We start from the raw sequence: 19,950 nt of genomic DNA, 5'->3' as shown, positions 1-19,950 counted from the left end.
TACGTTGAATTAAATATCGTCTCGCTTGTCGTCAACCAGCGGGCTGGCGTCCAGCTCGGCGTTGACTTCATCTTCTGGCAGCGGCGCAGGTTCAGGCTGGATCTGCGCTTCTGTAGAAACCGCCAGCGGTTGACCGATTTTGGTCACTGACAGACTATGCAATGTCTCAACCAGATCCACTTTCCCCGGCGCGAACAGGTTAATCACCGTCGAGCCCAGTTTAAAGCGGCCCATCTCCTGACCTTTCAGCAACGCCACGGAACCTTCGCTTTCGCCTTCCGGCCAGGTCCAGCGCTTGATAATGCCTTCACGCGGCGGCGTGATGGTGCCAGCCCAGACGGTTTCAATGCTACCAACAATAGTCGCCCCCACCAGAATTTGCACCATCGGGCCGAATTCGGTGTCGAAAAGGCAGATAACGCGCTCATTTCGCGCAAAAAGGTTAGGCACGTTTTGCGCGGTAAGATGGTTAACGGAGAACAGATCGCCCGGCACATAAATCATCTCACGCAGGATGCCGTTGCACGGCATGTGAACGCGGTGATAGTCGCGCGGCGAGAGATAGGTGGTAACGAACGAGCCGTTACGGAACTGGTCAGCCAGCGTATAGTTACCCGCCAGTAATGCTTCCAGGGAATAGTTATGTCCTTTGGCCTGCAAGATTTTGTCGTTTTCGATGTGACCAAGCTGGCTTATCACGCCATCGGCTGGCATCACCAGGACGTTAGGATCGGTGTTAAGCGGGCGAACTTCGTCACGCAGCGGGCGCACGAAGAAATCATTAAACGAACGGTAGCTGGCGGTATCTGGCTTCTGTGCCTCTTTCATATCGACTTTGTAGTATTTGACGAACAAGTCGATAACCAGTTTGGTCAGCCAGCCTGCGCGTTTGCTTGCGCCCCAGCCCGCCAGGCGCGTAAGCCACAGTTTCGGCAGAATATATTGCAGCGAAAGTTTAAGATCGTTTAACACGATAGCCTCCAGGCCTTTGTTTTGTCGTTCCTGTACCCGCCTGCGGAACGGGTCCATGAAAAAAGGGGGACGATTTTAGCGATGCTAAGCATAAATGTCAGTTATCGGTTTCAGAAAAGTTTTTACGCGTCTTTACCTGCGCCATGCTTTCCAGAATACGGTGATAATTGTCAAAGCGGCTCTCTGCAATTTTTCCTTCTTCTACCGCTGCGCGAATGGCGCAGCCAGGATCGGTATCATGTTTACAATCACGGTATTTGCACAGGCCTAAATAGTCGTGGAATTCGACAAAACCCTGAGTGATTTGTTCTGGCTCCAGATGCCAGAGGCCAAACTCACGCACGCCGGGGGAGTCGATTACATCTCCGCCGTGCGGGAAGTGGTACAGGCGCGCGGCGGTGGTGGTGTGCTGGCCCAGGCCGGAGTTGTCGGAAACGTCGTTAGTCAGGATCTCAACCGGTAACCCTAACAACGCGTTTAGCAAGCTGGATTTGCCGACGCCGGATTGCCCGGCAAAGATGCTGATACGGTCGGTCAGCGCCTCTTCCAGCGGTTTCAACCCATCCTGGGTATAGCTGGATACCATCAGCACGCGATAGCCAATATGGCGATAAATATCCATCTGCTCGTTCACAAAACGCATGCCGTCGTCATCCAGCAAGTCGATTTTGTTGAGGACGATGATCGGCTCAACTTCCAGCGTTTCACAGGCGACAAGATAGCGATCGATGATGTTGACTGATAATTCCGGCAGGATCGCCGAGACGATAACAATCTGGTCAATGTTGGCGGCAATCGGCTTTACGCCATCGTAAAAGTCCGGACGCGTCAGAACCGAGGTACGCTCATGCACCGCTTCCACGATGCCTTTAACGTTGACGCCTTCCGCCGCCGCTTTTCCTGGCCGCCAGACGACGCGGTCTCCGGTGACCAGCGAGCGGATGGTGCGGCGGATATTGCAGCGGTGGGTTTCACCGTCGGCGGATTCAACGTCAACGTGCATGCCAAAGCGGCTGATGACGATGCCTTCCGCCGGCTCGCCAAACAGATTGTCATCATAATCAGGCTTCTCCGCAGTCGTGGTAAGTCGGCGCTGATGATTCGCTTTTACGCGGCGCTGCTGACCTTTGGAGAGTTTATTTTTACTCAATCGTACTGACTCCTGGTCGCCCGTCAGGGGCAAAACCTCTATGATACATGCTATCGATTAAGATTGCCGACCCGTCATCCGCCATAACGTTGACGAGTCTCGAATATAAAATTATGGGTGGAAAATAGCATGAGTGCAGATGAAAACAACCTGATTTGGATCGATCTGGAAATGACCGGGCTGGATCCCGAGCGCGATCGCATTATTGAAATTGCCACCCTGGTGACCGATGCGAATTTAAATATCCTGGCAGAAGGCCCGATAATTGCGGTGCATCAGTCTGATGCACAACTGGCATTGATGGATGACTGGAATGTGCGCACCCATACCGGTAGCGGGCTGGTTGAGCGGGTGAAAGCCAGCCAGTTTGACGATCGCGCCGCGGAGCTTGCCACGATTGCGTTTTTGCAGCAGTGGGTTCCGGCGGGCAAATCACCGATTTGCGGTAACAGCATCGGCCAGGATCGCCGCTTTCTGTTTAAGTATATGCCTGAGCTGGAAGCGTATTTCCACTACCGCTATCTGGATGTCAGCACCCTGAAAGAACTGGCTCGCCGCTGGAAGCCGGAAATTCTGCCGGGCTTTACCAAGCAGGGTACCCATCAGGCGATGGATGATATCCGCGAATCCGTGGCCGAACTGGCGTATTACCGCGAGCATTTTATTCAGTGATAAGCGTTTAACGCCCCTGTACAGCCCGACGCGCTTGCGAAGGGCGAAATTTGACGCTAAATTGTACGCCTTGCTGATAAAAACAGCACTCAGGCAGGAAAGTTGAAAAATTGCGGTTCAGGGGCTTGCAGCATAAAGGATTTCTCGTATAATGCGCCTCCCGTACCGATGCAGAATTTGCAACGTTACACAGAGCGGGAATAGCTCAGTTGGTAGAGCACGACCTTGCCAAGGTCGGGGTCGCGAGTTCGAGTCTCGTTTCCCGCTCCAAATTTGAAGATGTACACCACCCAAGCGGGAATAGCTCAGTTGGTAGAGCACGACCTTGCCAAGGTCGGGGTCGCGAGTTCGAGTCTCGTTTCCCGCTCCAAAATTTGAAGATTTACACCACCCAAGCGGGAATAGCTCAGTTGGTAGAGCACGACCTTGCCAAGGTCGGGGTCGCGAGTTCGAGTCTCGTTTCCCGCTCCAAAATTTCATCTCAAGAATAAATTATCCACAGCGGCAAGGCCCGTTGATTGGGATGTCTTTCACTTCTGACAAACTTCTGTGAACAGAGTTATCCACAGGCCGGATTGTATTCACTGTTTGGCAAAAAAGTTCAAAATGTAAATGATTTTTAATTAAGCTTATGAAAATCATAGAGAAAATAATATTTCAAAATGTTAATTAGATCGCTTGACGAATTTTTGCGCGTTGAATACCAATAGGTTTTTAATTTTATACACACGCTGTGAATGAATCAGGCGTCGCGCGGCAGCCCTTTTTCAACCACCCGTACCAGCCGCTGTTTTTTTGGCAGCTGCACTTCCACGACACAGGCATTTCGCTTCTCGATTTGCTGCGCAATCGCCCACTCTATGTGTTCGTCGAGAAGTGAGTGCTCACCCCGGCGCGATTCCAGCGCCTGAATAGTGGCTTCATCCCACGGCGCGTTTCCCAGCGCGACGGCAATATTGCGCAGCCAGCGCAGATGACCGATACGGCGAATTGCCGATCCTTCGGTAACTTTCAGAAACCAGGCCTCGCTCCAGGCAAACAGTTCGATCAGCTCCGGCGCATGCAGCGATTTGCGCGGGCTAAAATCCTCTTCTTCGGTAAGCTGCGAATAACGGTTCCACGGACAGATCAACTGACAGTCATCGCAGCCGTAGATCCGGTTGCCCATCAGCGGACGGAATTCCTCGGGAATAGCGCCTTCCAGTTCAATCGTCAGGTAGGAGATACAGCGCCGGGCGTCTACGATATAGGGTTCAACAATCGCCCCGGTAGGACAGATGGTCATGCAGGCCACGCAGCGTCCGCAGCCTTCTTCGACAGGAGTATCAACCGGAAGCGGCAAGTCGATTAACAGTTCACCGAGGAAGAAGAACGATCCGGCATCGCGGCTAAGGATAAGTGAGTGCTTACCTGTCCAGCCCAGCCCAGCTTTTTCTGCCAGCGGACGCTCAAGCAGAGGCGCAGAATCGACAAAAGGTCTAAAATTCAGCGACGCGCACTGTTCCTGAATTTTCTCCCCAAGCTTTTTTAAGCGATTGCGCAGCAGCTTATGGTAGTCGCGCCCCAGCGCGTAGCGGCTGACGTAGCCAAGAGAGGGATTTTTCAGCGTGCGGGCGAAAGCCGCGTTGGCGGGCAGATAGTTCATCCGCACGCTGATGACGCGAAGCGTACCGGGCAAAAGTTCATGCGGACGGGCGCGCATCATGCCGTGACGCGCCATCCACTCCATTTCGCCGTGGTACTGCTTATCGAGCCACGCCTGCAGTTTCGGCTCGCTGGCGCTCAGGTCGGTATCGGCAATACCGACCTGCTGGAACCCGAGTTCAGTGCCCCATTGTTTAATATTTTGCGCTAACTGATTGAGATCGAGGGGCTGAGACATGACGGACCATAAGATGAATACAAACCGCGCAAGTATACCACACACTGTCTGGCCTGCGCAGGCGCTGCCGCACCTTGAGCAGGAGGCGGCGGATGCATTAGGGATTACGCTATACGAGTTGATGCAACGTGCGGGCCTTGCGGCTTTTACGCTGGCGCGGGAGACGTATCCGACTTCCCGCCACTGGCTGATTCTTTGCGGCGCTGGCAATAACGGCGGCGATGGCTATGTGGTGGCGAGGCTCGCGCAGGCGGCAGGCATTCAGGTCAGCCTGATTGCGCTGGAGAGTAAGAAGCCGCTGCCGGAAGAGGCGGAAAGCGCGCGTAATGCCTGGCTTAACGCGGGTGGTACGATCCATGCGCCCGATGCCGCCTGGCCGGAAGGTGTTGATGTTATCATTGATGGCCTGCTGGGAACGGGATTACGCAGCGCGCCGCGCGACGCTATTGCGGCGCTGATTGACCACGCTAATAACCATCCGGCTCCCGTGGTGGCGCTGGATATTCCCTCCGGACTGCTGGCCCAGACAGGCGCGACGCCGGGCGCGGTGATTAACGCGGCCCTCACCATCACCTTTATTGCGCTTAAGCCCGGTCTGCTGACCGGCAAAGCCCGCGATGTCGTGGGGTGTCTGCACCACAATGCCCTCGGCCTGGAAGGCTGGCTGGCCAGTCAGGACGCGCCCTGGAACCGCTTCGACGGTGCGCAACTGGCCGACTGGCTACAACCGCGCCGTCCGACCTCCAATAAAGGCGATCACGGCAAGCTGCTGATTGTCGGCGGTGACCACGGTACGGCGGGGGCGATCCGCATGACCGGTGAGGCGGCGCTGAGGGCCGGAGCCGGGCTGGTACGCATCTTAACCCGTAGCGATAACATCGTTCCCATCCTCGCCGCGCGGCCAGAATTGATGGTCCAGGAACTGACGCCGGAGGCGCTTGAGGATAATCTTGAATGGGCAGATGTCGTGGTCATTGGTCCAGGCCTTGGACAGCAAAAATGGGGCAAACAGGCGCTGCATAAAGTTGAGAATTTTCGCAAACCGATGCTCTGGGACGCGGATGCGCTGAACCTGCTGGCAATCAACCCCGATACACGTCACAATCGCCTGTTGACCCCGCATCCCGGCGAGGCTGCCCGCCTGTTAAATACCAGCGTGGCAGAAATTGAGAGCGATCGCTTACTTTCTGCGCAGCGTCTGGTAAAACAGTATGGCGGCACGGTGGTTCTGAAAGGGGCGGGGACGGTGATCGCCAGCCATGAAGGTTCGCTGGGCATTGCGGATACTGGCAACGCCGGCATGGCCAGCGGCGGAATGGGCGACGTGCTGTCCGGTATTATCGGCGCACTGCTGGCCCAACAGCTGCCGCTGTATGAGGCTGCCAGCGCAGGATGCGTGGCGCACGGCGTCGCGGCTGATAAACTGGCGGCGCGCCACGGGACGCGTGGCATGTTGGCCACCGATCTTTTTTCCACGCTTGTGCGTGTTGTTAACCCGGATGTGATTGACCCTGAACATGATTAATCGAGTGATTCCTTTACCCGACGAACAAGCAACGCTGGACCTTGGCAACCGTATCGCCAGGGCCTGTGATGGCGCAACAGTAATTTATTTGTACGGCGACCTTGGCGCGGGCAAAACGACCTTCAGCCGGGGATTTCTACAGGCGTTGGGACATCAGGGCAATGTGAAAAGCCCGACCTATACGCTGGTTGAACCGTATACGCTCGACGCATTGATGGTGTACCACTTCGATTTGTATCGGCTGGCCGATCCGGAAGAACTGGAGTTTATGGGGATCCGTGACTATTTTACCGACGAGGCAATTTGTCTGGTGGAGTGGCCGCAGCAGGGGACGGGCGTTCTGCCTGAACCGGATCTTGAAATACACCTGGAATATCAGGCGCAGGGTCGTGAGGCGCGTATTGTGGCAGTCTCCGCATCAGGTAATTCGCTGCTGGCGCGTGTAGCCGGTTAACCTTAAGGGTGACGGGATGATGTATCGTATGCATAAGTGGTTGGTAGCACTGTTGGTTATGCTGTGCGCGCAGGCCGGCGCGGCAAGCTTGTCCGATATTCAGGTCTCTAATGGCGATAGCCAGGCCCGTATTACCTTTAGTTTTATCGGCGATCCCGAATACGCTTTTTCACAGCAGGGCAACCGCACGGTGGCGCTGGATATCAAGCAAACCGGGGTGATCCAGGGGCTTCCGCTGCAGTTCAGCGGCGACAATCTGGTAAAAGCGATCCGATCCGGCACCCCGAAGGATAACCAGTCGCTGCGACTGGTCGTCGATCTTACGCAGAACGGCAAAACGCGTGCGGTGAAACAGCAAAATGGCGGTAACTACACCGTTGTCTTTACCATCAACGCCGATGCGCCGCCGCCGCCTCCGCCGCCAGTCGTGACGCAGCCGCGCGTTGCGCCACCGGTTGTCGCGCAAACCCAACCTGTTCAAACTGCGCGGCCTGTGCAACCGACACAGCCGGCGAAAAATCCGTTTAAAACCGACAACGACCGCATCACCAGCGTTACTAACAGTAATACCGTGACGCGCCCTGCGATGCGCACGCGTACAGCGTCGGGTGATAAAGTGATCATTGCGATTGACGCCGGTCACGGCGGCCAGGATCCGGGGGCGATTGGACCGGGCGGTACGCGTGAGAAAAACGTTACCATTGCTATCGCGCGTAAGCTGCGCACGCTGCTCAACAACGATCCGATGTTCAAAGCGGTGCTGACTCGTGACGGCGATTACTTTATCTCGGTGATGGGCCGTTCAGACGTGGCACGTCAGCAAAACGCTAACTTCCTGGTGTCGATTCACGCCGATGCTGCGCCAAACCGCGACGCCACCGGCGCATCGGTCTGGGTGCTGTCAAACCGTCGCGCCAATAGCGAAATGGCCAGCTGGCTCGAACAGCACGAGAAGCAGTCTGAACTGCTCGGCGGCGCGGGCGACGTGCTTGCTAACAGCCAGTCCGATCCTTACCTGAGCCAGGCGGTGCTGGATTTACAATTCGGCCATTCGCAGCGCGTCGGGTATGATGTTGCCGTGAATATGCTGGGCCAGCTCCAGCGCATCGGCTCGCTGCACAAGCGGCGGCCTGAGCACGCCAGCCTTGGCGTACTGCGCTCGCCGGATATTCCTTCCGTGCTGGTGGAAACCGGATTTATCAGCAATAACGGTGAGGAACGGCTGCTCGGCAGCGATGATTATCAGCAGCAGCTCGCCAATGCAATCTATGAAGGGCTGCGTAACTACTTCCAGGCGCATCCGCTCCAGCCGGGTCCGCAGAGTGGAGCGGGCCAGGTGGCCAGCGCGTCATCGCCTGCCGGGATGCTGCTTAACTAAGGAGATTTCATGCCGATTCAGGTCCTGCCACCGCAGCTTGCAAACCAGATTGCCGCCGGTGAGGTGGTTGAGCGCCCTGCATCGGTGGTGAAAGAGCTGGTAGAAAACAGCATCGATGCCGGTGCCACCCGCATCGATATTGATATCGAGCGCGGCGGCGCAAAGTTAATCCGTATCCGTGATAACGGCTGCGGCATCAAAAAAGACGAACTGGCGTTGGCGCTGGCGCGCCATGCCACCAGTAAGATCACTACCCTTGACGATCTGGAAGCGATTATCAGCCTTGGCTTTCGCGGCGAGGCGCTGGCGAGTATCAGTTCCGTTTCGCGTCTGACCCTGACCTCGCGCACCGCAGAGCAGCAGGAAGCCTGGCAGGCTTACGCGGAAGGGCGGGATATGGAGGTGACGGTCAAACCTGCCGCTCATCCGGTGGGAACGACGCTGGAAGTGCTGGATCTGTTTTATAACACGCCCGCCAGGCGCAAGTTCATGCGCACCGAGAAAACCGAATTTAATCATATTGATGAGATTATTCGCCGCATCGCGCTGGCGCGTTTTGACGTCACCATTAACCTCAATCACAACGGTAAAATGGTGCGTCAGTATCGGGCCGTACAGCCGAACGCGCCGAGAGAGCGGCGCATGGGCGCGATTTGCGGGACCGCATTCCTTGAACAGGCGCTGGCGATCGAGTGGCAGCACGGTGATCTGACGCTGCGTGGCTGGGTGGCCAATCCGCAGGGCACCACGGCGGCGCTGGCAGAGACGCAATACAGCTATGTTAACGGGCGCATGATGCGCGATCGCCTGATTAATCATGCGATCCGCCAGGCCTGTGAGGATAAGCTGGGTATCGATCAGCAGCCCGCCTTTGTGCTGTATCTGGAAATCGATCCACACCAGGTGGATGTTAACGTGCATCCTGCCAAGCATGAAGTGCGTTTCCACCAGTCACGGCTGGTCCACGATTTTATTTACCAGGGCGTGTTAAGCGTCTTACAGCAACGCGATGAACCTCCGCTGCCGCTGGCAGATGAAAAAACTCCTGCGCCGCGTCACGTACCAGAAAACCGCGTCGCTGCGGGTCGCAATCAATTTGCCGAACCCGCTCCGGCGCGAGAAGCTCCCGCCGCGCGGCCTTCCTCTCCTTCCGGCAGCGGCGGCGGCACAAACTGGCCCAATGCACAGCCGGGCTACCAGAAAAAGCAGGGAGCGCTCTATCGGGAACTGCTGCAAACGCCAGGCACGCAACGCGAGGTCCGCGAACCGCAACCCGCCGCGCCGGTGCTGGAAGGCCATAGCCAGAGCTTTGGCCGCGTGTTAACCATCCTGCATACCGAATATGCGCTGATGGAGCGGGAAGGAAAGCTCTGTTTACTCTCGCTGCCGGTGGCAGAACGCTGGCTAAGGCAAGCGCAGTTAACGCCCGGGAAAAACGAGATTTGCGCCCAGCCGCTGCTAATCCCACTGCGCCTGAAAGTATCCGTCGCTGAAATGACGGCGCTCAACAAGGCACAGGAACTGCTGGCAAAATTGGGGATTGAATTTCAATCAGATGCGCAATATGTGACAATCCGCGCCGTGCCTTTACCCTTACGGCAACAAAATTTACAAAACTTGATTTCTGAACTGATAGGCTACCTGGCGCAGCATACGACACTGCATGTGGACGATATCGCTCTGTGGCTTGCGCGTAACCTGGTAAGCGAACATAGCCAGTGGAATATGGCGCAGGCTATCTCGGTGCTGGCAGACGTAGAACGTCTTTGCCCCCATTTAGTGATGTCGCCGCCGGGCGGATTATTACAACCTGTAGAGATACACACGGCGATGAATGCCCTGAAAGATGAGTAACGTGAGACAAGCAGAACTGCCGCAGGCAATTTTTTTAATGGGGCCAACGGCTTCCGGTAAGACCGCGCTGGCGATTGAGTTACGTAAAGTTTTGCCAGTAGAGTTGATAAGCGTCGACTCCGCCCTTATCTATCAGGGAATGGATATCGGAACGGCGAAGCCGAGCGAAGAAGAACGCCGCGCTGCGCCGCACCGTTTAGTCGACATTCTCGATCCTGCCCAGGCGTACTCCGCAGCGGATTTTCGTCGCGATGCGCTAAAAGAGATGGCAGAGATCGCCGCAGCGGGCCGTATTCCGCTGCTGGTTGGCGGTACTATGTTGTATTTTAAGGCCTTACTGGAAGGACTATCGCCGCTGCCTTCAGCGGACCCGCAAGTCAGAGCAAAGATTGAACAGCAGGCCGCAGAACAGGGATGGGATGCGTTACATCGGCAGCTCCAGACAATAGATCCGGTTTCGGCCATGCGTATTCATCCAAATGATCCGCAAAGACTTTCCCGGGCACTGGAAGTTTTTTTCATTTCGGGTAAAACTTTAACAGAGCTGACGCAAACGTCAGGAGAGGCTCTGCCTTACAAGGTGCATCAGTTTGCCATCGCTCCGGCGAGCCGCGAACTGCTCCATCAGCGCATTGAGCAGCGTTTTCATCAGATGTTGGCTTCAGATTTTGAAGCAGAAGTGCGAGCGCTTTTTGCTCGTGGAGATTTGCATACGGACATGCCTTCCATTCGTTGTGTGGGATATCGCCAGATGTGGTCATATCTTGAAGGTGAAATATCATACGATGAAATGGTTTATCGAGGTGTTTGCGCCACGAGACAGTTAGCAAAACGCCAGGTCACCTGGCTGCGCGGTTGGGAAGGGGTTCACTGGCTGGATAGTGAAGAACCGGAACAGGCGCGTAACAAGGTGTTGCAGGTTGTTGGTGCTAACGCTCATTGAATGTGTACAATTGAGTCGTATCGTGCGCAATTTGCAGAATCGTAAGGTTCTACGTACAAAACAAGCATACATATAAGGAAAAGAGAGAATGGCTAAGGGGCAATCTTTACAAGACCCGTTCCTGAACGCATTACGTCGTGAACGCGTTCCGGTTTCTATTTATTTGGTGAATGGTATTAAGCTGCAAGGTCAAATCGAATCTTTCGATCAGTTCGTGATTCTGCTGAAAAACACGGTTAGCCAGATGGTGTATAAGCACGCTATCTCTACCGTGGTTCCGTCCCGCCCGGTATCGCATCACAGCAACAATGCTGCGGGTGGCACTGGCAGCAACTATCATCACGGTAGTAACGCGCAGGGTTCTTCTGCGTCCCAGCAAGACGGCGATGACAACGAGTAAGTTATTTGCTGTTTTCCCAGGCGGGGGAGCTTGTTTTTTCAGGTTCCCCGCTGGTTATTAATGAGGGTTTACGCTTGTTTGACCGTTATGACGCCGGTGAGCAGGCGGTACTGGTACACATCTATTTTTCGCAAGACAAAGATATGGAAGACCTGCAGGAGTTTGAATCTCTGGTCTCTTCCGCCGGTGTCGACGCAACTCAGGTGATTACCGGTAGCCGTAAAGCACCGCACCCAAAGTATTATGTTGGTGAAGGTAAAGCAGTTGAAATTGCGGAAGCCGTAAAAGCGACTGGCGCGTCAGTCGTGCTGTTTGATCACGCCTTAAGTCCGGCCCAGGAACGTAACCTGGAACGCTTATGCGAATGCCGGGTTATCGACCGTACCGGTCTCATCTTAGATATTTTTGCCCAGCGCGCCCGTACCCATGAGGGTAAGTTACAGGTCGAGCTGGCACAGTTGCGTCATATGGCAACACGCCTGGTGCGTGGCTGGACGCACCTTGAAAGACAAAAAGGCGGTATTGGTTTGCGTGGCCCGGGGGAAACCCAGCTCGAAACCGACCGCCGTTTGCTGCGCGACCGGATTATCCAGATCCAGTCACGGCTTGGCAAAGTGGAAAAACAGCGTGAGCAAGGGCGTCAATCGCGTATTAAAGCCGATATTCCGACCGTTTCACTAGTGGGTTATACCAACGCCGGAAAATCGACGCTGTTTAATCACATCACGGAATCACAGGTATACGCGGCAGATCAGCTCTTCGCCACCCTGGACCCGACGCTGCGCCGTATCGACGTCGTGGATGTTGGCGAAACCGTGCTGGCGGATACCGTTGGATTTATCCGTCACCTGCCACACGATTTGGTCGCAGCATTTAAAGCGACGCTGCTGGAAACGCGTCAGGCGACGCTGCTGCTGCATATTATTGATGCCGCTGATGTTCGCGTGCAGGAAAACATAGACGCGGTGAATACCGTGCTCGATGAGATCGACGCGCATGAAATTCCCACCCTACTGGTGATGAATAAAATCGATATGCTGGAGGATTTCGAGCCGCGTATCGATCGTGATGAAGAAAATAAACCGGTTCGCGTCTGGCTTTCGGCACAGACCGGAGCGGGTGTACCGCTGCTTTTCGAGGCTTTGACTGAACGGCTTTCCGGCGAGATAGCGCAGCATACGTTGCGTCTACCTCCGCAGGAAGGGCGTCTGAGAAGCCGGTTTTATCAGCTTCAGGCAATAGAAAAAGAGTGGCTTGAGGACGACGGCAGTATCAGTCTGCAAATTCGCCTGCCCATTGTTGACTGGCGTCGACTCTGTAAACAAGAACCTGCTCTGGTTGAATATATTATTTAACCCGACTGAAGTTATTTTCCCTCTTATTAGAGGATGCCCGTAACGTGCAGCACAGATGCGACGGGTATATCACCGCATAACAAATATGGAGTACAGACATGGCGTGGAACCAGCCCGGTAATAACGGACAAGACCGCGACCCCTGGGGAAGTAATAAACCTGGCGGCAACCCCGGTGGAAATGGAAACAAAGGCGGTCGTGAACAGGGACCGCCCGATCTGGACGATATCTTTCGCAAGCTGAGTAAGAAACTCGGCGGCTTCGGCGGTGGCGGAAAAGGAACCGGCGGCAATGCGCCGCAGGGGCCTCGCGCTCAAATGGGCGGCCGCATTGTCGGTATCGTTGTCGCGGCAGTGGTTATTATCTGGGCGGCCAGTGGTTTCTATACCATTAAAGAAGCGGAACGCGGCGTGGTAACGCGCTTTGGTAAGTTCAGCCATCTGGTAGAACCGGGCCTGAACTGGAAGCCAACCTTTATTGATGACGTCACCGCTGTCAACGTAGAAGCCGTGCGTGAACTGGCGGCGTCCGGCGTGATGCTGACGTCCGATGAGAACGTAGTGCGCGTTGAGATGAACGTACAGTACCGCATCACCGATCCGCGTCGTTACCTGTTTAGCGTGACCAGCGCTGATGACAGCCTGCGCCAGGCCACGGACAGTGCGTTACGCGGTGTGATCGGTAAATACACCATGGACCGTATTCTGACCGAAGGCCGTACCGTGATTCGTAGCGATACCCAGCGCGAGCTGGAAGAGACCATTCGCCCGTACAACATGGGGATCACCCTGCTGGACGTCAACTTCCAGGCCGCACGTCCGCCGGAAGCCGTTCAGGCGGCGTTTGACGATGCGATCTCCGCCCGTGAAAACGAGCAGCAGTCCATTCGTGAAGCAGAAGCGTACAGCAACGAAGTTCAGCCGCGTGCTAACGGTTCAGCACAGCGTATTCTGGAAGAAGCCCGCGCGTACAAAACGCGCACCGTGTTAGAAGCGCAGGGTGAAGTTGCACGCTTTGCCAAAATGCTGCCGGAATACAAAGCCGCACCGGAAATCACCCGCGAGCGTCTGTATATCGAAACCATGGAAAAAGTCCTTAGCCATACCCGCAAAGTGCTGGTTAACGATAAGGGCGGTAACCTGATGGTTCTGCCGCTGGATCAAATGCTCAAAGGCAACAGCGCGGGTTCCGCAAAGAGCGATCGCAGTGGCGCAGATAGCGTTCTGCGTCTGCCACCAGCGTCTTCAGGCAGCAATAGCAGTGCCAATAAACCATCGTCTGCCGAACAAGGCGATATCATGGATCAACGCCGCGAGAATGCGCAGCGTAATGACTACCAGCGTCAGGGGGAATAACGATGCGTAAGTCTGTTATTGCGATTATCATCATCGTGCTGGTAGTGCTTTATACCTCATTGTTTGTGGTGAAAGAAGGCGAGCGTGGGATCACCATGCGCTTCGGTAAAGTACTGCGCGACAGCGACAACAAACCGCTGATCTTCGAACCGGGACTGCACTTTAAGGTTCCGTTTATCGAATCGGTGAAAATGCTTGATGCCCGTATCCAGACCATGGATAACCAGGCCGATCGTTTTGTGACTAAAGAGAAAAAAGACCTGATCGTTGACTCCTATATCAAATGGCGTATCAGCGACTTCAGCCGTTACTACCTGGCAACCGGTGGTGGCGACGTTTCGCAGGCCGAAGTGCTGCTGAAACGTAAGTTCTCTGACCGTCTGCGTTCTGAAATCGGTCGTCTGGATGTGAAAGACATCGTGACCGACTCCCGTGGTCGTCTGACGCTGGAAGTCCGCGAAGCCCTCAACTCAGGCTCTGCCGGTACGGAAGACGAAGTGGCTACGCCGGGCGCGGATAACGAAATCGCCAAGGCTGCCGAGCGCGTTGCGGCGGAAACCAACGGCAAAGTGCCGGTGGTGAATCCGAACAGTATGGCGGCACTCGGTATTGAAGTGGTTGACGTGCGAATCAAGCAAATTAACCTGCCAACCGAAGTCTCCGAGGCGATTTACAACCGTATGCGCGCCGAGCGTGAAGCGGTCGCGCGTCGTCACCGTTCACAGGGTGAAGAAGAGAAAGAGAAAATCCAGGCTGCAGCGGATTACGAGGTCACCAAAACGCTGGCGGAAGCCGAGCGTCAGGGCCGCATTATGCGCGGTGAAGGTGATGCAGAAGCCGCTAAGCTGTTTGCGGATGCCTTTAGCCAGGACCCGGACTTCTATGCCTTTATCCGTAGCCTGCGCGCTTACGAGAAAAGCTTCGAAAGCAACCAGGACGTGATGGTAATGAGTCCGGACAGCGATTTCTTCCGTTATATGAAGACGCCGACCAACGCGACACGTTAATATCGCGTTAGTGACGGTTCGATAAAAACCACCGTCTCTCTGAGTGAGAGCGGTGGTTTTCTTTTTAGTGGAATAAAAATGAACTCAACAATCTTACTGGCCCTCGCGCTGGTTCTGGTGCTCGAAGGCCTGGGGCCAATGCTTTACCCGCGCGCCTGGCGCAAAATGATCGCCGCCATGACCCAGCTACCGGACACTATTTTACGCCGCTTCGGTGGTGGACTTGTGGTTGCTGGCTTTGTGATCTACTACATGTTGACGAAAACGATTGGCTGATCAAAAAGTGGTCGGATTTGCCGTTTCTCAGGTGCAAAAAGTGCTGATCAACGCCAAAAGCGGTGGTAGAATCCATTTTTAAGCAATCGGTGATTTTAAAATGGGTAACAACGTCGTCGTACTGGGCACCCAATGGGGTGACGAAGGTAAAGGGAAGATCGTCGATCTTCTGACTGAACGGGCTAAATATGTGGTGCGCTATCAGGGCGGTCACAACGCAGGCCATACTCTCGTAATCAACGGTGAAAAAACCGTTCTCCATCTTATTCCATCAGGCATTCTCCGCGATAACGTCACCAGCATCATCGGTAACGGCGTTGTGCTGTCGCCTGCTGCACTGATGAAAGAGATGAAAGAGCTGGAAGACCGTGGTATCCCGGTTCGTGAGCGTCTGTTGCTCTCTGAAGCCTGCCCGCTGATCCTCGACTACCATGTCGCGCTGGACGTGGCGCGTGAAAAAGCGCGCGGCGCGAAAGCTATCGGTACGACCGGTCGCGGTATCGGCCCGGCTTACGAAGACAAAGTAGCCCGTCGCGGTCTGCGCGTTGGCGACCTGTTCGACAAAGCGACCTTCGCCGACAAACTGAAAGAAGTGATGGAATATCACAACTTCCAGCTGGTGAACTTCTACAAAGTTGAGGCCGTTGACTACCAGAAAGTGCTGGACGATGTGATGGCGATTGCCGACATCCTTACCGCGATGGTGGTTGATGTTTCCGATCTGCTGGATCAGGCGCGTCAGCGCGGCGACTTCGTGATGTTCGAAGGCGCGCAGGGTACGCTGCTGGATATCGACCACGGTACCTACCCGTATGTAACCTCGTCGAACACCACCGCAGGTGGCGTGGCGACCGGTTCCGGCCTGGGTCCGCGTTATGTTGACTACGTGCTTGGCATCATCAAAGCGTACTCCACTCGCGTGGGTGCGGGTCCGTTCCCGACCGAACTGTTTGATGACACCGGCGAGTTCCTGTGCAAGCAGGGTAACGAATACGGTGCTACCACCGGCCGTCGCCGTCGCACCGGCTGGCTGGACGCGGTTGCGGTGAAACGTGCGGTGCAGATCAACTCCCTGTCCGGCTTCTGCCTGACCAAGCTGGATGTGCTGGACGGCCTGAAAGAAGTGAAAATCTGCGTGGGTTACCGTATGCCGGATGGCCGTGAAGTCACCGTTACGCCGCTGGCGGCCGACAACTGGGAAGGTATCGAGCCGATTTACGAAACCCTGCCTGGCTGGTCTGAGTCTACTTTCGGCGTGAAAACGCGTGACGGTCTGCCGCAGACGGCGCTGGACTATATTAAGCGTATCGAAGAACTGACCGGTGTTCCGGTTGATATCATCTCTACCGGTCCGGATCGTACCGAGACCATGATCCTGCGCGATCCGTTCGACGCATAATCATTATTGATGACTGGCCTGCGACAAAACGCGCAGGCCAGAGAAGCAAAGCCCGCCCTGAACTTCTGCTTTTTGTCCCCTCGATCAAATAAATTAGCGGCCTGACGGTTGGCTGGTTTATCATCACTAGTATAAATATCCGCTTTCCCCCTGTTTTGAGGTTGATGTGCAGTTAACGAGTTTTACCGATTACGGATTGCGTGCGCTAATCTATATGGCATCGCTACCGGACGGGCGAATGACCAGTATTTCCGAGGTTACCGAGGTTTATGGCGTATCCCGTAATCATATGGTCAAAATAATCAATCAGCTTAGTCGTGCCGGCTATGTCGCCGCGGTGCGGGGAAAAAACGGCGGGATCCGGCTGGGTAAACCCGCAGGCACTATTCGTATCGGTGACGTTGTGCGCGAGCTGGAGCCGCTTACGCTGGTGAACTGTAACAGCGCATTTTGCCACATTACGCCAGCCTGTCGTCTGAAGCAGGCGCTTTCACAAGCCGTGCAGAGCTTCCTCAGAGAACTGGATAACCTCACGCTGGCCGATTTGGTTGAAGAAAATCAACCGCTTTATAAATTATTACTGGTGGAGTAACGATTATCACCATCAGCGCTGACAACGGAGGAACCGCTATGTCACAAGATCCTTTCCAGGACCGCGAAGCAGAAAAATACGCGAACCCTATCCCGAGCCGGGAATTCATCCTCGAACATTTAACCAAACGTGAAAAACCGGCCAACCGCGAAGAACTGGCGGTTGAACTCAATATTGAAGGCGAAGAACAGACTGAAGCCCTGCGTCGCCGCCTGCGCGCCATGGAGCGCGACGGACAGCTGGTCTTCACTCGTCGCCAGTGCTATGCCTTACCGGAACGTCTCGACCTGCTTAAGGGCGTAGTGATTGGTCACCGCGACGGCTTCGGCTTCCTGCGCGTAGAAGGGCGCAAAGACGATCTCTATCTCTCCAGCGAGCAGATGAAAACCTGTATCCACGGCGATCAGGTTCTGGCGCAGCCGCTGGGGGCGGATCGTAAAGGCCGCCGCGAAGCGCGTATTGTGCGCGTGCTGGTGCCGAAAACCAGCCAGATCGTGGGTCGCTACTTTACCGACGCGGGCGTTGGCTTTGTGGTGCCAGACGACAGCCGCCTGAGCTTCGACATCCTGATCCCGCCGGAAGAGGTGATGGGCGCGCGCATGGGCTTTGTGGTAGTGGTCGAACTGACCCAGCGCCCAACCCGCCGCACCAAAGCCGTCGGTAAAATCGTTGAAGTGCTCGGCGATAATATGGGCACCGGCATGGCGGTCGATATGGCGCTGCGCACCCATGAAATCCCTTACATTTGGCCGCAGGCGGTAGAGCAGCAGGTTGCCGGGCTAAAAGAAGAGGTGCCGGAAGAGGCGAAAGTGGGCCGCGTCGATCTGCGCAACTTGCCGCTGGTCACTATTGACGGCGAAGACGCCCGCGATTTTGATGACGCGGTGTACTGCGAGAAAAAACGCGGCGGCGGCTGGCGTCTGTGGGTAGCGATTGCCGACGTAAGCTATTATGTTCGTCCGCCAACCCCGCTGGATCAGGAAGCGCGCAACCGCGGCACTTCCGTTTACTTCCCGTCGCAGGTCGTTCCGATGCTGCCGGAAGTATTGTCTAACGGCCTGTGCTCGCTGAACCCGCAGGTTGACCGCCTGTGTATGGTCTGTGAGATGACTATCTCATCTAAAGGCCGCCTGACCGGCTTTAAATTCTACGAAGCGGTGATGAGCTCCCATGCGCGTCTGACTTACACCAAAGTCTGGCACATGTTGCAGGGCGATCAGGATCTCCGCGAGCAGTATGCGCCGCTTGTCAAACACATCGAAGAATTGCACAACCTCTATAAAGTCCTGGATGTTGCCCGTGAAGAGCGCGGCGGGATCTCGTTTGAAAGCGAAGAAGCGAAGTTTATCTTTAATGCCGAACGCCGCATTGAACGTATCGAGCAGACTCAGCGCAATGACGCGCATAAGCTGATCGAAGAGTGCATGATCCTGGCCAACATCTCGGCGGCACGGTTTGTTGAGAAAGCCAAAGAGCCTGCGCTGTTCCGTATCCATGACAAGCCGACCAACGAAGCCATCACCTCTTTCCGTTCTGTGCTGGCGGAGCTGGGGCTGGAATTGCCGGGCGGGAATAAGCCAGAGCCGCGCGATTATGCGGAGTTATTGACGTCAATTGCCGACCGTCCCGATGCAGAAATGCTGCAAACCATGCTGCTGCGCTCGATGAAACAGGCAATTTACGATCCGGAAAACCGCGGTCACTTTGGCCTCGCCTTGTCGTCGTATGCTCACTTTACTTCACCAATTCGTCGTTATCCGGACCTGTCGCTGCACCGTGCCATCAAATATCTGCTGGCAAAAGAGCAGGGGCATGAGGGCAACAGCACCGGGACCGGCGGCTATCACTACTCCGTAGAAGAGATGCTGCAACTGGGCCAGCACTGCTCCATGGCTGAGCGTCGTGCCGATGAAGCGACCCGCGACGTCTCTGACTGGCTGAAGTGTGACTTTATGCTGGACCAGGTGGGCAACGTTTTCAAAGGCGTCATTGCCAGCGTTACCGGGTTTGGCTTCTTTGTCCGTCTTAGCGATCTGTTTATCGACGGTCTGGTGCACGTCTCCTCGCTGGATAACGACTACTATCGTTTCGACCAGGTCGGGCAGCGCCTGATTGGTGAATCCGGCGGCCAGACCTACCGTCTTGGTGACCGCGTGGAAGTACGCGTCGAAGCGGTCAATATGGATGAGCGCAAAATCGACTTCTCGCTGATTTCCAGCGAGCGTGCACCGCGTAATGAAGGCAAAACCGCGCGCGAAAAAGCCAGAAAGGGTGCACCGGCTAAAAGCTCAGGCAAGCGTCGCCAGGCAGGCAAGAAAGTCAATTTCGAGCCGGACAGCGCGTTCCGTAGTGGCAAGGGTAAAACCAAACCTAAAGCGGAAAAAGCGGGTGAAAGCAAAGGCGTAAAGAAGGCGAAAAAACCGTCGGCGAAGACGCAAAAAATCGCGGCGGCCACCAAAGCCAAACGCGCGGCGAAAAAGAAAATCGCTGAATAACCTGCTTAATAACCCTCTTCCAGTGAAGAGGGTTAAATCGTGTGCAATACAGGCTAACAGGGGAAACGGCGGGATTGGGTTCCCGGAGGGAGGCCCAACCCGGCGGTCGCCCCGATGACCACGGACGGTTTACCACCCACTTCACTCTCTTCCAGCAAAGCGGATTATTCTTTTTTCATTGAAGCTATTCCATTCCGCCATAAATAATCGTTTATTTCCCGCTATATTCGCCCTTATCTCA

Annotated in this window: 17 protein-coding genes and 3 tRNA genes; 17 read left to right on the top strand and 3 right to left on the bottom strand. The window is 55.2% G+C overall.

From position 1 onward, the window contains the following. Window positions 1-9: 9 nt before the first annotated feature. Entirely contained in the window at window positions 10-972 is a 963-nt protein-coding gene (gene asd / locus P0H77_RS20670) for an archaetidylserine decarboxylase (protein WP_276159051.1), read from the bottom strand. Window positions 973-1,069: 97 nt separating this feature from the next. After that, on the bottom strand, window positions 1,070-2,122 hold the full coding sequence (gene rsgA / locus P0H77_RS20665) for a small ribosomal subunit biogenesis GTPase RsgA (RefSeq protein ID WP_276159050.1): 1,053 nt from the start codon (window positions 2,120-2,122) through the stop codon (window positions 1,070-1,072). 129 nt (window positions 2,123-2,251) lie between these two features. Here rsgA and orn point away from each other — a divergent pair, with 129 nt between their 5' ends. From orn to P0H77_RS20645, 4 genes are all read left to right on the top strand, one after another. Continuing rightward, complete coding sequence (orn, locus tag P0H77_RS20660) at window positions 2,252-2,794, top strand: oligoribonuclease (RefSeq protein ID WP_276159049.1); 543 nt, start codon at window positions 2,252-2,254, stop codon at window positions 2,792-2,794. 194 nt (window positions 2,795-2,988) lie between these two features. Beyond that, window positions 2,989-3,064: transfer RNA gene (locus P0H77_RS20655), tRNA-Gly, on the top strand. Window positions 3,065-3,088: 24 nt separating this feature from the next. After that, a tRNA-Gly gene (locus tag P0H77_RS20650) sits at window positions 3,089-3,164 on the top strand. A gap of 25 nt (window positions 3,165-3,189) precedes the next feature. After that, a tRNA-Gly gene (locus P0H77_RS20645) sits at window positions 3,190-3,265 on the top strand. 271 nt (window positions 3,266-3,536) lie between these two features. On the opposite strand, the gene queG is transcribed toward P0H77_RS20645, so the two are convergent. Continuing rightward, entirely contained in the window at window positions 3,537-4,676 is a 1,140-nt protein-coding gene (queG, locus tag P0H77_RS20640) for a tRNA epoxyqueuosine(34) reductase QueG (protein WP_276159048.1), read from the bottom strand. Here queG and nnr point away from each other — a divergent pair. From nnr to rnr, 13 genes are all read left to right on the top strand, one after another. Further along, a complete protein-coding gene (gene nnr, locus P0H77_RS20635) occupies window positions 4,675-6,201 on the top strand; it encodes a bifunctional ADP-dependent NAD(P)H-hydrate dehydratase/NAD(P)H-hydrate epimerase (RefSeq protein WP_276159047.1) in 1,527 nt (508 codons plus the stop codon). The two genes, queG and nnr, sit on opposite strands and share 2 nt — an antisense overlap. Then, on the top strand, window positions 6,194-6,655 hold the full coding sequence (gene tsaE, locus P0H77_RS20630; RefSeq protein WP_276159046.1) for a tRNA (adenosine(37)-N6)-threonylcarbamoyltransferase complex ATPase subunit type 1 TsaE: 462 nt from the start codon (window positions 6,194-6,196) through the stop codon (window positions 6,653-6,655). The genes nnr and tsaE overlap by 8 nt, the downstream gene beginning before the upstream one ends. A gap of 16 nt (window positions 6,656-6,671) precedes the next feature. Further along, complete coding sequence (gene amiB, locus P0H77_RS20625) at window positions 6,672-8,033, top strand: N-acetylmuramoyl-L-alanine amidase AmiB (RefSeq protein ID WP_276159045.1); 1,362 nt, start codon at window positions 6,672-6,674, stop codon at window positions 8,031-8,033. Window positions 8,034-8,042: 9 nt separating this feature from the next. Next, complete coding sequence (gene mutL, locus P0H77_RS20620) at window positions 8,043-9,887, top strand: DNA mismatch repair endonuclease MutL (RefSeq protein ID WP_276159044.1); 1,845 nt, start codon at window positions 8,043-8,045, stop codon at window positions 9,885-9,887. Further along, the gene (gene miaA / locus P0H77_RS20615) at window positions 9,880-10,830 is read left to right on the top strand and encodes a tRNA (adenosine(37)-N6)-dimethylallyltransferase MiaA (RefSeq protein ID WP_276159043.1); all 951 of its coding nucleotides are present in this window, start codon (window positions 9,880-9,882) and stop codon (window positions 10,828-10,830) included. The genes mutL and miaA overlap by 8 nt, the downstream gene beginning before the upstream one ends. 88 nt (window positions 10,831-10,918) lie before the next feature. Then, window positions 10,919-11,230, top strand: a complete 312-nt coding sequence (gene hfq / locus P0H77_RS20610) for an RNA chaperone Hfq (protein WP_176919246.1) — start codon at window positions 10,919-10,921, stop codon at window positions 11,228-11,230. Between the two features lie 74 nt (window positions 11,231-11,304). Continuing rightward, window positions 11,305-12,585, top strand: a complete 1,281-nt coding sequence (gene hflX, locus P0H77_RS20605) for a ribosome rescue GTPase HflX (RefSeq protein ID WP_276159042.1) — start codon at window positions 11,305-11,307, stop codon at window positions 12,583-12,585. Between the two features lie 98 nt (window positions 12,586-12,683). After that, window positions 12,684-13,940 carry an FtsH protease activity modulator HflK gene (hflK, locus tag P0H77_RS20600; protein WP_276159041.1) on the top strand — a complete coding sequence of 419 codons (1,257 nt, stop codon included), beginning with the start codon at window positions 12,684-12,686 and terminating at the stop codon, window positions 13,938-13,940. 2 nt (window positions 13,941-13,942) lie between these two features. Next, on the top strand, window positions 13,943-14,947 hold the full coding sequence (gene hflC, locus P0H77_RS20595; RefSeq protein WP_276159040.1) for a protease modulator HflC: 1,005 nt from the start codon (window positions 13,943-13,945) through the stop codon (window positions 14,945-14,947). Window positions 14,948-15,025: 78 nt separating this feature from the next. Further along, on the top strand, window positions 15,026-15,223 hold the full coding sequence (locus P0H77_RS20590) for a DUF2065 domain-containing protein (protein WP_176919251.1): 198 nt from the start codon (window positions 15,026-15,028) through the stop codon (window positions 15,221-15,223). Between the two features lie 100 nt (window positions 15,224-15,323). Next, a complete protein-coding gene (locus P0H77_RS20585; RefSeq protein ID WP_276159039.1) occupies window positions 15,324-16,622 on the top strand; it encodes an adenylosuccinate synthase in 1,299 nt (432 codons plus the stop codon). Window positions 16,623-16,788: 166 nt separating this feature from the next. After that, window positions 16,789-17,214 carry a nitric oxide-sensing transcriptional repressor NsrR gene (gene nsrR / locus P0H77_RS20580; protein ID WP_276159038.1) on the top strand — a complete coding sequence of 142 codons (426 nt, stop codon included), beginning with the start codon at window positions 16,789-16,791 and terminating at the stop codon, window positions 17,212-17,214. Window positions 17,215-17,252: 38 nt separating this feature from the next. Continuing rightward, window positions 17,253-19,709 (top strand): ribonuclease R, encoded by a 2,457-nt coding sequence (gene rnr / locus P0H77_RS20575; RefSeq protein ID WP_276159037.1) that lies wholly within the window; start codon window positions 17,253-17,255, stop codon window positions 19,707-19,709. The last annotated feature ends 241 nt before the right edge of the window (window positions 19,710-19,950 follow it).

It is taken from the genome of Superficieibacter sp. HKU1 (assembly GCF_029319185.1).
Lineage (GTDB): Bacteria > Pseudomonadota > Gammaproteobacteria > Enterobacterales > Enterobacteriaceae > Superficieibacter.
This window is presented reverse-complemented; position numbering and strand designations above follow the sequence as displayed.